Origin of the sequence: Rugosimonospora africana (genome assembly GCF_016862975.1) — a bacterium.
Taxonomy (GTDB): Bacteria; Actinomycetota; Actinomycetes; order Mycobacteriales; family Micromonosporaceae; genus Rugosimonospora; species Rugosimonospora africana.
On record NZ_BONZ01000009.1, the window covers coordinates 1 to 14997 of the forward strand.

Annotated in this window: 11 protein-coding genes and 2 pseudogenes; 10 read left to right on the top strand and 3 right to left on the bottom strand. The window is 71.1% G+C overall.

The window, feature by feature from the left end:
• Window positions 1–287: pseudogene (locus Raf01_RS03930) on the top strand (hypothetical protein); the annotation flags it as partial.
• A gap of 79 nt (window positions 288–366) precedes the next feature.
• Window positions 367–810 carry a hypothetical protein gene (locus Raf01_RS03935; protein WP_203916326.1) on the top strand — a complete coding sequence of 148 codons (444 nt, stop codon included), beginning with the start codon at window positions 367–369 and terminating at the stop codon, window positions 808–810.
• Between the two features lie 156 nt (window positions 811–966).
• Here Raf01_RS03935 and Raf01_RS03940 read toward each other — a convergent pair whose 3' ends face one another.
• The gene (locus tag Raf01_RS03940; RefSeq protein WP_239133354.1) at window positions 967–2481 is read right to left on the bottom strand and encodes a glycoside hydrolase family 13 protein; all 1515 of its coding nucleotides are present in this window, start codon (window positions 2479–2481) and stop codon (window positions 967–969) included.
• 456 nt (window positions 2482–2937) lie between these two features.
• Here Raf01_RS03940 and Raf01_RS03945 point away from each other — a divergent pair.
• The 8 genes and pseudogenes from Raf01_RS03945 to Raf01_RS03980 form a co-directional block, all read left to right on the top strand.
• Window positions 2938–4005, top strand: a pseudogene (locus Raf01_RS03945) (BMP family lipoprotein); the annotation flags it as partial.
• Window positions 4006–4322: 317 nt separating this feature from the next.
• Entirely contained in the window at window positions 4323–5888 is a 1566-nt protein-coding gene (locus tag Raf01_RS03950; protein WP_373319461.1) for an ABC transporter ATP-binding protein, read from the top strand.
• Window positions 5885–7291 carry an ABC transporter permease gene (locus Raf01_RS03955; RefSeq protein ID WP_203916328.1) on the top strand — a complete coding sequence of 469 codons (1407 nt, stop codon included), beginning with the start codon at window positions 5885–5887 and terminating at the stop codon, window positions 7289–7291. The genes Raf01_RS03950 and Raf01_RS03955 overlap by 4 nt, the downstream gene beginning before the upstream one ends.
• 2 nt (window positions 7292–7293) lie before the next feature.
• On the top strand, window positions 7294–8583 hold the full coding sequence (locus Raf01_RS03960) for an ABC transporter permease (protein WP_203916329.1): 1290 nt from the start codon (window positions 7294–7296) through the stop codon (window positions 8581–8583).
• A 6-nt stretch (window positions 8584–8589) separates the two neighbouring features.
• Window positions 8590–9321, top strand: coding sequence for a cytidine deaminase (locus Raf01_RS03965; protein ID WP_203916330.1), 732 nt, complete (start codon window positions 8590–8592; stop codon window positions 9319–9321).
• On the top strand, window positions 9318–10595 hold the full coding sequence (locus Raf01_RS03970) for a thymidine phosphorylase (RefSeq protein ID WP_203916331.1): 1278 nt from the start codon (window positions 9318–9320) through the stop codon (window positions 10593–10595). Before Raf01_RS03965 ends, Raf01_RS03970 begins: the two co-directional genes overlap by 4 nt.
• On the top strand, window positions 10595–10948 hold the full coding sequence (locus tag Raf01_RS03975; RefSeq protein WP_203916332.1) for a cupin domain-containing protein: 354 nt from the start codon (window positions 10595–10597) through the stop codon (window positions 10946–10948). The genes Raf01_RS03970 and Raf01_RS03975 overlap by 1 nt, the downstream gene beginning before the upstream one ends.
• A gap of 21 nt (window positions 10949–10969) precedes the next feature.
• Window positions 10970–11650 carry a DUF4272 domain-containing protein gene (locus tag Raf01_RS03980; protein ID WP_203916333.1) on the top strand — a complete coding sequence of 227 codons (681 nt, stop codon included), beginning with the start codon at window positions 10970–10972 and terminating at the stop codon, window positions 11648–11650.
• Here Raf01_RS03980 and Raf01_RS03985 read toward each other — a convergent pair.
• Both Raf01_RS03985 and Raf01_RS03990 read right to left on the bottom strand, forming a co-directional pair.
• On the bottom strand, window positions 11642–13849 hold the full coding sequence (locus Raf01_RS03985; RefSeq protein ID WP_239133355.1) for an MMPL family transporter: 2208 nt from the start codon (window positions 13847–13849) through the stop codon (window positions 11642–11644). The two genes, Raf01_RS03980 and Raf01_RS03985, sit on opposite strands and share 9 nt — an antisense overlap.
• A gap of 188 nt (window positions 13850–14037) precedes the next feature.
• Window positions 14038–14994, bottom strand: a complete 957-nt coding sequence (locus Raf01_RS03990) for a putative RNA methyltransferase (RefSeq protein ID WP_203916472.1) — start codon at window positions 14992–14994, stop codon at window positions 14038–14040.
• Between the last annotated feature and the right edge of the window lie 3 nt (window positions 14995–14997).

Genomic DNA, 14997 nt, shown 5'->3' on the forward strand with positions numbered 1-14997 from the left:
CGGCCGCCGAGCCCGCCCGCGCCGAGCCCGCCCGCGCCGAGCCCGCCCGCGCCGAGCCCGCCCGCGCCGAGCCCGCCAGCGCCGAGCCCGCTCGCGCCGAGCCCGCTCGCGCCGAGCCCGACGCCGGCTCCGGCGTGACCCGGTCAGAGGCCAGCTCGTCGGGTGGCGGCTCGGCCGGCGCCAGCCCGGCGGGCGGAGGACCGCCACGAGGGGGACCGCCACGCGAAGGACCGTCGAGCGACGACCAGCCCGGTCGCGGCTCGGCCGGCGGGAAGCCGCGGTCGTAGGTCCGGCCGGACAGCTCCGCCCGCATGTCGGGCGGCGAATGGGCGGCGCTCCGCGCCGCCGGGGACGAAGATGATGCCCGTGGGAGCCCTAGTGACGCTGGAACTGCCGGCCGATTCGCCGGTGCTGTCGATGCCGTGGATCATCACGTTCGGACCGATGTCCGATGAGGAGGAATGGGAGCCCGTGGTGTGCGGGCCGTACGAGCGCGAGCACGCCCTCGCGCTGGCCGAGGAGATCGTCGCGGACGAAGAGCTGATGGCGGTGGTGGAGCCGCTGCAGCCCCTGGTCGAGGTGGAGCGCATCCGGGAGGAGATCGGGATCGCCCGGGCGCTGGCCGAACAGGAGGCGGACGCCGATCAGGACACCGATCTCGGGATCGACGTCGAGGACCTCGACGAGGAGGCCGACGTCGACCTCGCCGGTGGTGGGGAGATCGTCGAGGAGCGCACCACGCCCCCGACCCCGGACGAGATCCGGGCCGGCTTCGCCCGCATCGCCACCCGGCTGACCGGCGCGCACTAAACCTGATGGATCCCCGACCGCCCCGAGGCCGGCCACTGAGCCGGCACCGGGGCGGTCACTGCTCGCCGGCGCCATGACCAGGTGCGCCGTAACCAGGTGCGCCGCGACCGATGGCGCCGCGACCATCAGCGCCGCGACCGGGAGCGGCGGCGGGCGTCAGCGGGCGACGAGCCAGACGGCCGTATCGGCGGGCAACGAGCCGTCCGCCAGCGGTCCGCTGGCCAGCACCGGGTCGCCGTACCCCGGCGGAAGCGGGACCGGCTCGTCGCCGGCGTTGACCACGCAGCGCAGGCCACCGCGGCGCTCGAAGTCCAGCACCATCGGTGCCGAATCGTGCCAGGTCAGCGGCCCGGTCATCGAGTCCGACCGGCGCAGCCGCAGGGCGTCGCGGTACATCGACAGCGTCGAGCCTGGGTCGCCGTCCTGCGCCGCGACGGTCAGCGGCCCCCACGACGCCGGGCTGGGCAACCACTCCGCACCCGTGGAGCTGAATCCGTACGGCGGCGTGTCGCCCGACCACGGGATCGGTACCCGGCAGCCGTCCCGGCCCTTGTCGGCACCGCCCGAGCGGCGGAACACCGGGTCCTGGCGGGCCTCGTCGGGCAGGTCGAGGACCTCGGGCAGGCCCAGCTCCTCGCCCTGGTACAGGTATGCCGAGCCGGGCAGCGCGAGCATCAGCAGGGTGCCGGCCCGGGCCCGGGCCAGGCTGCCGTACCGGGTCACGTGCCGCTTCGTGTCGTGATTGGACAGCACCCAGGTGGTGGGCGCGCCGACCGCCTCGGCGGCGGCCAGGCAGCTGTCGATCGTCTTCCGCAGCTCCGGAGCCGACCAGGGAGCCTCCAGGAAGTCGAAGTTGAACGCCTGGTGCAGCTCGTCGGCCACCACGTACCGGGCCAGCCGGGTCGGCGGGGTCACCCACGCCTCGGCCACCGCGATGCGGTCGCCCGGGTACGAGTCGAGGATCTTGCGCCAGTCCCGGTACACGTCGTGTACCTCGTCCTGGTCGTAGTAGGGCAGTACGGTGCGGACGCCGCCCTCCGGCGGGGCGCCCAGCGAGGGCAGGCCGACCGCCTTGATCATTCCGTGGGCGACGTCGATCCGGAAGCCGTCCACCCCACGGTCGAGCCAGAACCGGAGGATCGACTCGAATTCGGCCCGTATCTCCGGGTTCCGCCAGTTGAAATCCGGCTGTCCGGGGTCGAACAGGTGCAGGTAGTACTGCCCGTCCGGGACCCGTTCCCAGGCGGAGCCGCCGAACATCGACTCCCAGTCGTTGGTCGTGTCGCTGAAGATGTACCGCTCCCGCGCCGGCGAGTTGGGTGGGGAGGCCAGCGCCTCGACGAACCACGGGTGCGCCGAGGACGAGTGGTTGGGCACGATGTCGACGATCACCCGCATGCCGAGCCGGTGGGCGTCGGCGAGCATGGCGTCGAAGTCGGCGAGGCTGCCGAAGCGGGGATCGACGTCGCGGTAGTCGGCCACGTCGTACCCGCCGTCGGCCAGCGGGGACGGGTAGAACGGGGTCAGCCAGACCGCGTCGATGCCGAGTTCGCGCAGGTAGGGCAACTTGGAACGCAGGCCGGTCAGGTCACCCTCGCCGTCGCCGGTACCGTCGGCGAAGCTGCGCACGTACACCTCGTAGATGACCGCGCCGCGCCACCACTTGTCCACAGTGGACTCCTCGATTGCTGGTCGGTTCGCTTCTCGGACCGTGCCGCCAACCGGTCCCGGCAGGTCACCGGGCCCGGTTCCGGGCCGGAAGATCGATCGTCGCACGGGATCTATCGACCGTCGACCTGGGAGATCTGTACCACTTTCGGCCGGGGACTGGGTCACATCCGGGCGGCCTGGCGCGACCGCGGATGGTGGATACCGCATACGATCCCCGACCCGGGGGAACGTGAGCCCGGACGCGCCCTGATTTTCGCCGACTTTGGATAGGCCGGCGGAAATGGGGGGTAGTGACCGGCTGAGACAACGACTCCGTTACGGCTGGGTAACGCGAATGAACCACAGTCAACGGAATAGTTCAGAGCGCGGCGGAACGGCGTACGCTCCCGACCGTTGGGACCGCCGTGACCCGGTGGTGTGATGTGGAAGGAGATCGTCTTGCGCCCAGCGCGTGGGATGAGGTTGGTTAGCGTCCTCGCAGTCGGGGGCCTCGTGCTCGCGGCTGCCGGCTGCGGCAAGCCTCCAGCGAAGAACAACGCCAACGGCGCGCCGAGCGCCAGTGGCAAGCCGACGCACGGCTGCATGGTCACTGACACCGGTGGCATCAACGACCGGTCGTTCAACTCCTCCGCGTGGAAGGGCATGCAGGCCGCCGCCTCGAAGAATTCGAACATCAAGGTCGACTTCACGCAGTCCGCCTCGGAGGCGGACTACCAGCCGAACCTGAACAACTTCGTCAGCCAGAAGTGTGACCTGATCGTGGCGATCGGTGGCCTGATGGGCGACGCGACCAAGGCGTCGGCCCAGGCGAACCCGAACCAGAAGTACGCGATCGTGGATGACAACCTCCCGCTGGCGAACGTCTTCTCGATCCAGTTCGACACCGCGCAGGCCGGCTACCTGGCCGGTTACCTGGCGGCCGGATACAGCAAGTCCAAGACCGTGGCCACCTACGGCGGCATCAAGATCCCACCGGTCACCATCTTCATGGACGGCTTCGTCGACGGCGTGGCGCACTACAACCAGGTCAAGAACGCCCACGTCAAGGTGCTGGGCTGGGACAAGGCGGCGCAGAACGGGTCGTTCACGAACGACTTCAGCGACCAGAACAAGGGCCGGTCGCTGTCCGACGCCTTTGTCGCCCAGGGCGCTGACGTGATCATGCCGGTGGCCGGTGGCGCCGGCCTGGGCACGGCCGCGGCGGCCCAGCAGGCCAATGGCAAGTACAGCGTGATCTGGGTCGACCAGGACGGCTGCGTGAGCGCCGCCCAGTACTGCTCGGTGTTCCTGTCGACAGTGGTCAAGAACGTGGCGGACGCGACGCAGGCGGCCGTCGCCGAGACCTCGGCGGGCACCCTTCAGGGCGGTACCGGCTCGATCGGCACCCTGGCGAACAACGGTGTGCAGCTCGCTCCGTATCACGACTTCGACAGCAAGGTTCCGGCCGAGCTGAAGACCGAGGTCGACAAGCTGAAGCAGGACATCATTTCCGGTGCCATCAAGGTCACTTCGCCGGCTCAGCCGATGCCGCCGGCCGTGGGCTCGGGTACCGCCTCGGTGGCCCCGTCGGCGTCGGCCGTACCGAGTTCCTCGGGCTCGGCCGTGCCGTCACCTTCGGCCTCCTGACCCTCCGGTGCCGGGCCGCTTGACCGGCCCGCCCACAAATCGGGCGGGCCTGGCGGCTCGGCCGATGCCGGTCCGGCGCCGCCTCCCCTGTAATGATCGGGGAGGCGGCGCGGTGTACCGGCGCCCTTCGACAGGGGTGATCTGAGCTGAAACTCGAACTGCGTGGCATCACCAAGCGCTTCGGCGGTCTGGTCGCGAACGACCAGATCGACCTCGTGGTGGAGCCCGGCGAGATACATGCCCTGCTCGGCGAGAACGGCGCGGGCAAGTCCACACTGATGAACGTCCTGTACGGGCTGCTCCAGCCGGACGAGGGCGAGATCGTGGTCAACGGTGAGCCGAAGCGTTTCCGCAGCCCGGGAGACGCGATAGACGCCGGCATCGGGATGGTGCACCAGCACTTCATGCTGGTACCGGTGTTCACGGTGACCGAGAACATCATGCTGGGCGCCGAGCGCACCCGGGGTGGTCTGCTCAACCGCGGCAGCGCCCGAGAACGGGTACTGGCGGTGTCCCGCCAGTACGGCCTGCCGGTGGACCCGGACGCGACGATCGAGGACCTGCCGGTCGGAGTCCAGCAGCGGGTGGAGATCATCAAGGCCCTGGTCCGGAACGTGGACCTGCTCATTCTCGATGAGCCGACCGCCGTGCTGACCCCGCAGGAGACCGAGGAACTGCTGGCCGTCATGCGCACGCTCAAGGCGGACGGCAAGTCGATCGTCTTCATCACTCACAAGCTCAAAGAGGTCAAGGCCATCGCCGACCGGATCACGGTGGTGCGCCGGGGCCGGACGGTGGGCACCGCGACGCCCGACGCCAGCGAAGACTCGCTTGCTGCCCAGATGGTGGGTCGCGCGGTCAAGCTGCGGGTGGACAAGGAAGCCGCCCAGCCGGGCGATCCGATCCTGAGCGTGGCCGGGCTGACCGTCCTCGACGAGCGCGGCCAGGTCGCGGTGGACGGGATCGACCTGGAGGTACGCGCCGGAGAGGTGCTCGGCATCGCCGGGGTGCAGGGCAACGGCCAGACCGAGTTGATCGAGGCGATCATGGGCCTGCGTCCGATCCAGGGTGGGGAGATCACGCTGCACGAGGGGCGGTCCGGCACCGGCCGGCCCGCCGGTGGCCGGCGTGGCCGGGGACCGGCCAGCCAATCCCTGGTCGGACGCCGAACCAGCGAGATCCTGCACGCGGGGGTCGGGTACATTCCCGAAGACCGCAGCGTGGACGGCCTGGTGATGGAGTTCTCGGTGGCGGAGAATCTGGTGCTCGACCGGTACGACGAGCCCCGGTACGCCTCCGGAATCGCGCTTTCACCGAACGCGATCAACGAGGCGGCGAAGGCCCGGATCACCGAGTTCGACGTCCGGACCCCCTCGCACCTGGCTCCGGTTAGCACCCTGTCGGGCGGGAACCAGCAGAAGGTGATCGTCGCTCGGGAGATGTCCAGCCCGCTCAAGCTGCTCATCGCGGCGCAACCCACCCGCGGCGTGGACGTCGGCTCGACCGAGTTCATCCACGCCCGGGTGGTCCGGGAACGCGACCAGGGCACCGGGGTGCTGCTGGTCTCCAGCGAGCTGGACGAGGTGGTGGCGCTGGCCGACCGGATCGCGGTCATGTACCGGGGTAAGGTGCTGGCCACACTGCCGGCGGACGCGCCGCGCGAACAGATCGGCCTGCTGATGGCCGGTATCACGGACGGAGCCGCGCCCGAGACGAGCGGGTCCGAAGCCGGGCCCGAGACGAGCGGGTCCGAAGCCGGGCGCGAGGAAGACGAATCATGACTGAACCAGGTGGCGGTAGCTCGCCGGACAAGGACACCGCGGGCGAGGCGGAGCTGACCCGCGACCAGAACCGGACGGACGCTCCGGGGGTACCCGCCCCCGGCGCCCCCGCCGGGAGGCAGGCGGCCGAGCCGGCCGGGGGCACCGGACCGGAGGAGCCGACCGGGTCGGTGACCCAACGCTTCGGCCGCACCGTGCTGGACTCGATCCTCAGCGCGAACACGGTGACCGTCACGGTCCTGGCGATCTTCATCGCGCTGGTCGTCGGCGCGATCCTGATCGTGGTCTCGAACCCCACCCTGACCTCGGAGTACGGGTACTTCTTCGGCGCCCCGGGGACCGTCCTCGCGGACAGCTGGTCGGTTGTCGCCGCCGCGTACGCCAACCTGTTCAAGGGCGCCGTCTTCGACCCGGCGACGGTCAGCGGCGCGATCAACGGCACCAACTCGTGGAGCCAGGCGTTCGCCCCGCTGTCCGAGACGCTGACCTACACCGCCCCGCTGGTGTTCACCGGCCTCGCGGTCGCGCTGGCATTCCGGGGCGGCCTGTTCAACATCGGCGCGCAGGGCCAGGCGATCATCGGTGCGATCGGTGGCGCGGTGATCGGCTTCGACCTGCCCCTGCCGTACGGGCTGCACGTGATCGTGGCGCTGCTCGGGGCGGCGGCCGGCGGTGCGCTCTGGGCGTTCATCGCGGGTGCGCTCAAGGCGCGCAGCGGCGCCCACGAGGTGATCGTCACGATCATGCTGAACAATGTCGCGACGCTGCTCCTCGGCTGGTTGATCGTGCAAAAGGGCGTGCACGATCCGACGCGTACCGACGCGATCAGCAAGAACGTCGACAAGACCGCGAAGCTGCCGACCATCCCGGGCGTCGATCACAACATCGTGCGCGTACACCTCGGCATCGTGCTCGGCGTGCTGGCGGCGCTGGGCATCGCCTGGCTGCTGCAACGGTCGACGATCGGCTTCCGGCTGCGGGCGGTCGGTGCCAACCCGGCCGCCGCGCGTACCGCCGGGATGAGCGTCGGTGGCGCGTACGTGCTGGTCATGGTGCTGTCCGGGGCGCTGGCCGGGCTCGGCGGCGGCATGCAGGTGCTGGGTACCACGGCATCGTCGCTGACCGCGCAGGTCACCGCGAACATCGGTTTCGACGGCATCACGGTCGCCCTGCTCGGGCGCGGCAAGCCGTGGGGTGTGGTGGCCTCCGCCCTGCTGTTCGGGGCGCTGCACGCCGGTGGAAACCGCATGCAGTCGTTCTCCCACGTGGCCATCGACCTGGTCTTCCTCGTGCAGGCGGTCATCGTGATCTTCATCGCCGCGCCGGCGCTGGTGAAGGCGATCTTCCGGCTCCGCGCCGCGCGGTCCGGCGGAACCCCGACGACCCTGGCGAAGGGCTGGTAGCCATGGCAACGCTGACCGTGTATAGCGCACCGGGCGCGGCCGTGCCGACGACCGGCTTCTGGACCCGGGCCCGCAAGGCCGGGCTCGCCTTCCTCGTCATCGGCGTGCTCGCCGCCGGCATCTTCGGGCCGCTGGCCCGGCAGCACAAGAGCGCGCGGTTCACGTTCACCCAAACGATCACCGGCGCCCACGTGGACATCCCCGCGCAGCCCGGCGCCATCGCGTTCGGCCTGCTGTGCGCGATCGCCGGCGCGATCCTCCTGGCCTGGGGCCGCGCGGCGCGGATGCTCGTGCTGCTCATTTCGCTGGCGCTTGTGTTCCTGGTGCTGTCGTTCCTGTGCTGGCAGGTGGCCAGTGGGCGGAACAGCACCGTGCTGCCGCTGGGCGACCTGTCCAATAGCACGGTGAAGGCGGCCCTGCCGCTGGTGTTCGGCGCGCTCGGCGGTGTGCTCTGCGAGCGGTCCGGCGTGATCAATGTGGCCATCGAGGGGCAGTTGCTGACCGGCGCGTTCGCCGGGGCGCTGTTCGGCACGATCTTCTCTTCCAGCTGGGCCGGGCTGATCGCCGCGGCGCTCGGCGGCGTGTTCATCTCCGCGCTGCTTGCGGTCCTCGCCATCCGGTACCTGGTGGACCAGGTGGTGCTCGGCGTCGTACTGAACCTGTTCGCGCTCGGTTTCACCGGGTTCGTGTTTACCCAGCTGATGGCACAGCATCAGGACAAGTACAACTTCGCCCCGGTGTTCCCGAGCTGGCAGGTTCCCGGGCTGTCGCGCATTCCGATCCTCGGGCCGGCGTTCTTCCAGGGCAACTTCTTCGTGTACCTGGCGATCGCCCTGGTCGTGCTCGTGCACGTGGGCCTGTTCCAGACGAAGTGGGGGCTGCGTACCCGGGCCGTCGGCGAGCACCCCACCGCCGCCGACACGGTCGGCATCAAGGTGTATCGGATCCGGTACCGCAACGTGCTGCTGGCCGGCGTCATCGCCGGTATCGGCGGGGCGTACCTGACCATCGGCGACGTGGGGAACTTCAACGCCAACCAGACCAGCGGCAGGGGCTTCATCGCGCTGGCCGCCCTCATCTTCGGCCGGTGGAGCCCGTTCGGCGCCACGCTGGCCGCGCTGCTGTTCGGCTTCTCCACCGCGCTCGCGCAGGTGCTGAGCGTCATCGGCAGCCCGATTCCACAGGAGTTTCTGAGCATGCTGCCCTACGTCGCCACGATCGTCGCGGTGGCCGGGCTGGTCGGGCGGGTACGGGCGCCGGCCGCGGACGGCAAGCCGTACCTCAAGGGCTGATCGCGGATGGACATCGACTGGGACGGGCTGCGGGCGGCGGCCACCGAGAGCATGGAGTCGGCGTACGCCCCGTACTCGAACTTCCCGGTGGGAGCGGCGGGTCTGGTGGACGACGGCCGGATCGTGGTCGGCTGCAACGTGGAGAACGCCTCGTACGGCGTCACCCTGTGCGCGGAGTGTGGCGTGGTCAGCGCGCTGCACGCCTCCGGCGGCGGCCGTTTGGTCGCGCTGGCCTGCGTGGACGGGGCGGGGGCGGCACTGATGCCGTGCGGGCGCTGCCGGCAGCTGCTCTGGGAGGCGGGCGGCCCGGACTGCCTGGTCGACGCGGTACCGGAGCCGGTACCGATGTCGTACCTGCTGGCAGGGGCGTTCGAGGCCGGAGACCTGGCCCGGTCGCGCCCGCCGGTCGGACGCAAGCTTCCGGCGGTACCGCCGGGCCTTCGCGAGTACATCGGCCGGGGCACCGCGTTCGTGCACGCCGACTCGGTGAACGGCCAACTGGTGTGGACCGGGTACTGGGAGCGCTCGTCTGGCACCGGCGGCGAGCCGGCCGGAATCCTGGAGGAGGCGCCGACCTGGCCCGACGTCATCGACGCGCTGGCCTGGGCGCGGGCGCGCACCCAGCGGGTCGTGGTGGTGGACGAGGACGGAGTCACGTACTGGGCCGGCCGCGGGGATCCGCCGCCGGATCTGGCACGCTGGCCCGAGCAGTCCACCGCTGGTGAGGAAACGACGTGACGTTCAATGCTGTTGACGTGATCCGGGTCAAGCGCGACGGGGGAGTGCTGTCCGACGCGCAGATCGACTGGATCATGGACGGCTACACCCGGGGCGCGGTCGCCGACGAGCAGATGTCGGCGCTGGCCATGGCGATCCTGCTGCGCGGCATGACGCCGCCGGAGATCGCCCGCTGGACCCACGCGATGATCGCCAGCGGCGAGCGGCTGGACCTGTCCAGCGTCGACCGGTCGACCGTGGACAAGCACTCGACCGGCGGGGTCGGCGACAAGATCACGCTGCCGTTGACACCGCTGGTCGCCGCGTGCGGAGCCGCCGTACCGCAGCTGTCCGGCCGCGGGCTCGGGCACACCGGTGGCACGCTGGACAAGCTGGAGGCCATCCCCGGATTCCGGGCCACGCTGACCAACGACGAGTTCCTGGCACAGCTGCGCGGCGTCGGGGCGGCCATCTGCGCGGCCGGCTCCGGGCTGGCACCCGCCGACCGCAAGCTGTACGCGCTGCGGGACGTGACCGCGACGGTCGAGGCCATCCCGTTGATCGCCAGCTCCATCATGAGCAAGAAAATCGCCGAGGGCACCGGGGCGCTCGTGCTCGACGTCAAGGTCGGCAGCGGCGCCTTCATGAAGCACGTCGACCAGGCCCGCGAACTGGCCCGCACGATGGTCGAGCTGGGCGGCGCGCACGGGGTGCGGACGGTGGCGCTGCTGACCGGCATGTCGACCCCGCTCGGCCTCGCGGTCGGCAACGCGGTCGAGGTCGCCGAGGCGGTCGAAGTGCTGTCCGGTGGCGGGCCGGCCGACGTGGTGGAGCTGACCGTGGCGCTGGCCCGGGAGATGCTCGACCTGGCCGGGCTGCCCGACGCTGACCCGGCCGCGGCGCTGCGCGACGGGCGCGCGATGGACTCCTGGCGGGCGCTGATCCGGGCCCAGGGCGGTGACCCGGACGCGCCGCTGCCGGTGGCGCCGGAGACCGAGGTGGTACGCGCCGCCGCTGACGGCTACGTGTCCACAGTGGACGCGCACCGGATCGGTACCTCGGCCTGGCTGCTGGGCGCCGGCCGGGCGCGCAAGGAGGACAGCGTCTCGGCGTCGGCCGGCGTGGTGCTGCACCGCCGCCCGGGCGACGAGGTCCGGGCCGGCGATCCGCTGTACGAGCTGCGTGCCGAGAAAGCCGACCGGATCGCGCCCGCGCGCGAGGCGGCCGAGGGCGCCGTCGAGATCCGGAGCACTCCGCCAGCCCCGGTACCCCTGGTGATGGAGAGGATCGGCTGATGCCCGAACTGATCGAGAAGGCCGCCCGGATCCCGGTACCGGGTGGCAAGGTGATCGACGAGTACATCGGCCGGGTGAACTCCGGTACCGAGGCGGTGTCTATCGCGCACATGGTGGCGCCGGCCGGCTGGGAGGAGCCGGCGCAGGCGCCGGACTTCGACGAGTACACGCTGGTGCTGCGCGGGTCGCTGCGCGTCGAGGGCGAGGGCGGGTCGACCGACGTACGCGCCGGGCAGGCCGTGGTGACCCGGGCCGGCGAGCGGATCCGGTACCAGGCCCTGGAGGAGGGCGCGGAGTACGTCGCGGTCTGCCTCCCGGCGTTCGCGCCGGACCTGGCGCACCGCGATCAGTGAGCTCGTCGGGTCCAGCCTGACGTGAGCGTCCCCGCCCCCGATCCCGGCCAGGTCCGGATCGACACGGTCGAGCAGCTCGAGCGGCTCGGGCTGCCGGTACCGCCGCCGTCCTACCCGCTCGTCTGGGAACCCGGCGACGAGGTCGAACTGCGCCCGAGGGTCGAGCTGGAGGCGCGCTGCGCCGTCATCAATGTGGTGCTGGCGCACGCGTTCGGGATGCCCGGCCGGGACGCGCTCGCGTGGCTCGAACACGGCGGCCTGATCGACCAGGTCACCCCTCCGGAGTACAACTTTCTCGCCCACGACGAGGGCGACGTGCGCTCCTTCGCGCTGCACACCGAGGCGCTGGCCGCGCTCGGCTGGCTGCTGACCGTCGTCCGGCGGCTGGATCCGGCCGCGCCGGGTGCGGAGAACATCGCGAACCTCTTCCCGAACCTGCCGGCCGGGGAGGCGTACCGGGACTGGCAGGCCCGGGTGCTCACCGCGCCCCGGGATCCGCGCCTCGCGGCCGCCACCCTCGACCTCTACTACTGCCTGGACTGGTCCTACCTGAAGGCCGAGGAGTCGCAGCTCGCCCTGCCCGGGTACGTCGACTCCAACGCGATCGGGCAGCGCCGGTGGGCACTGGAATGGGCCGTGACGTTCCACGGCCCATTCCATGAGGATCCACCCGGCTGGGAAGAGGTCGACCTGTCAACGTAGGGCGGGCTCGGGCAGCACCGGTACCGGCACCGGAGCGAGCACCGTCTCGTGCAGCCCGACCCGGGCGTGTACGCGCTTCAACCACCGCGGCGCCCACCAGTTCCACCGACCGAGCAGCGTCATGGTGGCCGGTACCAGCACGCACCGCACGACGGTGGCGTCGATCGCCACCGCGACGGCGAGCCCCAGCCCGATCTGCTGGACGGTGCCCATCCGGCCGGTCACGAAGCAGCTGAACACCACGACCATCAGCAGCGCGGCCGAGGTGATGATGCGGCCGGATCGCTGCATGCCCCGGCGCACCGCCATGTCGGTGGGGAGCCCCCGGTCGACGTACTCCTTGATCCGGCCGAGCAGGAACACCTCATAGTCCATCGACAACCCGAACGCGAAGGCGAACACGGTCACGATGACGAACGGGTCGACGCCGTTCACGGTCAGGGTGTGCAGCGGGCCGGCCAGGAAGCCGTGCTCGAACACCGCGTTCATCACGCCGAACGTGGCGCCCAGCGAGACGACGTTCATCACCATCGCCTTGACCGGTACGACGACCGACCCGGTCATCGCGAACAGCAGCAGCATCATGGCCAGTACGGTCACCCCGACGGCGTACGGCAGCCGGTCGTAGAGGCGACCCGTCACGTCCTTGAGTACGGCCGCGTCACCGGTGACCCAGGACTGCGTAGCGGTCGGGCGGTCGGCGCGTACCCGGTCCACCAGGCGCAGTGCCGCGGTGCCCTGCGGGTCGCCGGTCGAATCGATGTCCACTGTGGACAGATTCGGGCCGACCTGCTGAGCCGGGTGTACCCGCACCACACCCGGGGTGCCGGTCCAGCGCTGTGCCCAGGTGTCCAGCGTGGCCGCGTCGGTACGGGCGACGACGGTCACCGCCGGTGCCTGCGCCTGCCCGAACCGGTCGGACAGCACGTCGAGTACCCGTACCGACTCCAGGGAGCGGGGCAGGTTGGACGCGTCGCCGATGTGCACCGTCATCGACAGCATCGGGAAGCCGGCCGCGATCAGGGCGGCGGCGGTGGCCACCATGGTCACCAGCGGACGGCGCTGCACGATCCGGGCCAGCCTGGCGAAGAAGCCGACCTCGGCCGCGTCACCGTACCGGGCGACCCGGCGGGCGGCCCGCTTCGACGGCCGGATCCACCTACCGGCGATACCGATCACGGCGCCGGTGAAGGTCAGCGCGACCAGCATGGCGACCAGAGCGACCGACACCCCGGCGGCGCCCATCGCGGACAGCCCGGTGACGCCGAACAGGAACAGGCCGGTCAGCGCGGCGGCCACGGTCAGCGCCGAGAACAGGATGGTCCGCCCGGCGGTGGCCCAGGCCCGGCCGACGGCCACGTCCCGCGCGAATCCGGCGGCCAGCTCCTCGCGGTACCGGGCGATCAGCAACAATCCGTAGTCGATGGACAGGCCCAGGCCGAGCAGGGTGACCACGGTGACCGCGTCGGAGTCCAGGCTGGTGAATCGGGCGAAGACGAACAGCCCCGCCATCGCGGTGAACACCGAGATCAGCGCTGCGAGCACGGGTGCCGCCGCCGCGATCAGCCCGCCGAACACGAAGATCAGGATGACCAGGGTGATCGGCAGCGACAGCTCCTCGGCCCTGGACAGGTCGGACCCTGCCTGCGCGTTGGCCTGCTGGTCGATGACCGGGCCGCCGCCGACGAGCACGGTCGCACCCGGTTGCCCGTCGGCGGCCAGCGTGCGGCTCAGCTGGTGCAACCGGGCGGAGAGCTTGTCGACGGTGGTCTCCACCGCGTCGTCGGGCAGGTTCGCGAGCGAGACCTGGATGAGCACGGCGTGCCCGTCGCGGGCGGTCATCGCCGCGGTGGTGGTGGCCGGCAGACCCTCGTCGTACGGGGTCACCACCTTCGTCACCCCGGACACGGCGGACAGGTCGGCACCAGCCGCCCGGACGGCGTCGCGCACCGCGGCCGCCCGCGGGTCGACCTTGTCGACGACCGCGGTGACCGTGCCTCCGTCGTTGCTGTTTGCCTGCAGTACGTCGCCGGCCTGCACCGACTCCAGCGACTTCGGGCCGCCGTCGCCGGTCAGCCCGTCGAACACCGGCCCGGACGCCAGGCCACCGACGACGATGGCGGCCACCCAGATGGCGACCACCCACCATTTGCGCCGGAAGCACCACCGACCGACGCGCGCGACCATTCCCTCAGCCATCGTGGCTGCCCCCTTGGAAGTCTGATTGGCGGGCCATCTGCGGTGGACCGTTCGCCGGTCCCGGCCCTTGATTCCGCCACTTCAGCTTCCGGGAATTTCCCTCCCGCCCACCATCCGGAGCGCCCCCCAGCCCTCCCTGAGGCTGTCCCTACCTTGATCTTCAGGGTTGCCAGACTTACCAGGCATTTTCAGGACCGCGGTGAGTACCGGCCGATCCGCACCTGTGCGGTCACCCGCACGGGTTCGGTCAGGGTCTCGATGCGTACCGCGCGATCGGCGGCACCGGCGTGCCACGCGCTCGGCCCCATGCCGACCAGGGTCTCCACTTCGGCGTGGCTCAGGCTCAGCTCGCGCTGCGCGACGGTCGAGGAGACCGGAGCGAACCACCGGTCCAGGCTCGCCGACAGTCTGTCCTCTTTGGACGGATCGACCCGCAGCAGATCCAGCGCGTCGACCAGCTCCCGGAGGTGGTCCGGCCCGGGCGTGACCACGAGCAGGGTGCCGTCCGGGCGCAGTACCCGGGCGAACTCCGCGCCGTTGCGCGGGGCGAAGACATTGAGGAGCACGGCGGCACAGTGGTCGGCGAGGGGCAGCGAGGTCCACACGTCGCAGCGGGCGGCCGCCATCCGGGGATGCGCCCGGGCCGCCCGGCGCAGCGCGTACCGGGATACGTCCAGCGCCAGCCCGACCGTGCCGGGGTGGGCATCGAGAACCGTCGCGAGGTGCGCTCCGGTACCGGCGCCGGCATCCACGATCAGTGCCGCACCGTCCGTGGTGGACAGCTCACTCTCGGCGCCGGTCGCGACCGCTCCACTCGTGCCGCGCTCCGGCGCCGCTGTCTCCCGGCCGATTGTCGCCGCGCCGGTTGTCGCCGCGGTCACGGCCGCGGCCAGTTCGGCCGCGACGAACCCGTAGTGGCCCGCGCCGAGGAACTCGGCCCTGGCCGCCACCATGTCCGCGCTGTCGCCGGCATGCGGCACCGCGCCCGCGGTCAGGTCGACGTAGCCCTGTTTCGCCCGGTTGAAGCTGTGCCCCCGGGGGCAGTGCAGCGCACCGGGCACACCGTCGTGCCCCGGCCGGGCGACGGTCGCCAGCGCCTGACCGCAGACCGGGCAGCGCAGGCAGGCCACCACCTCGGCGAGCATCGC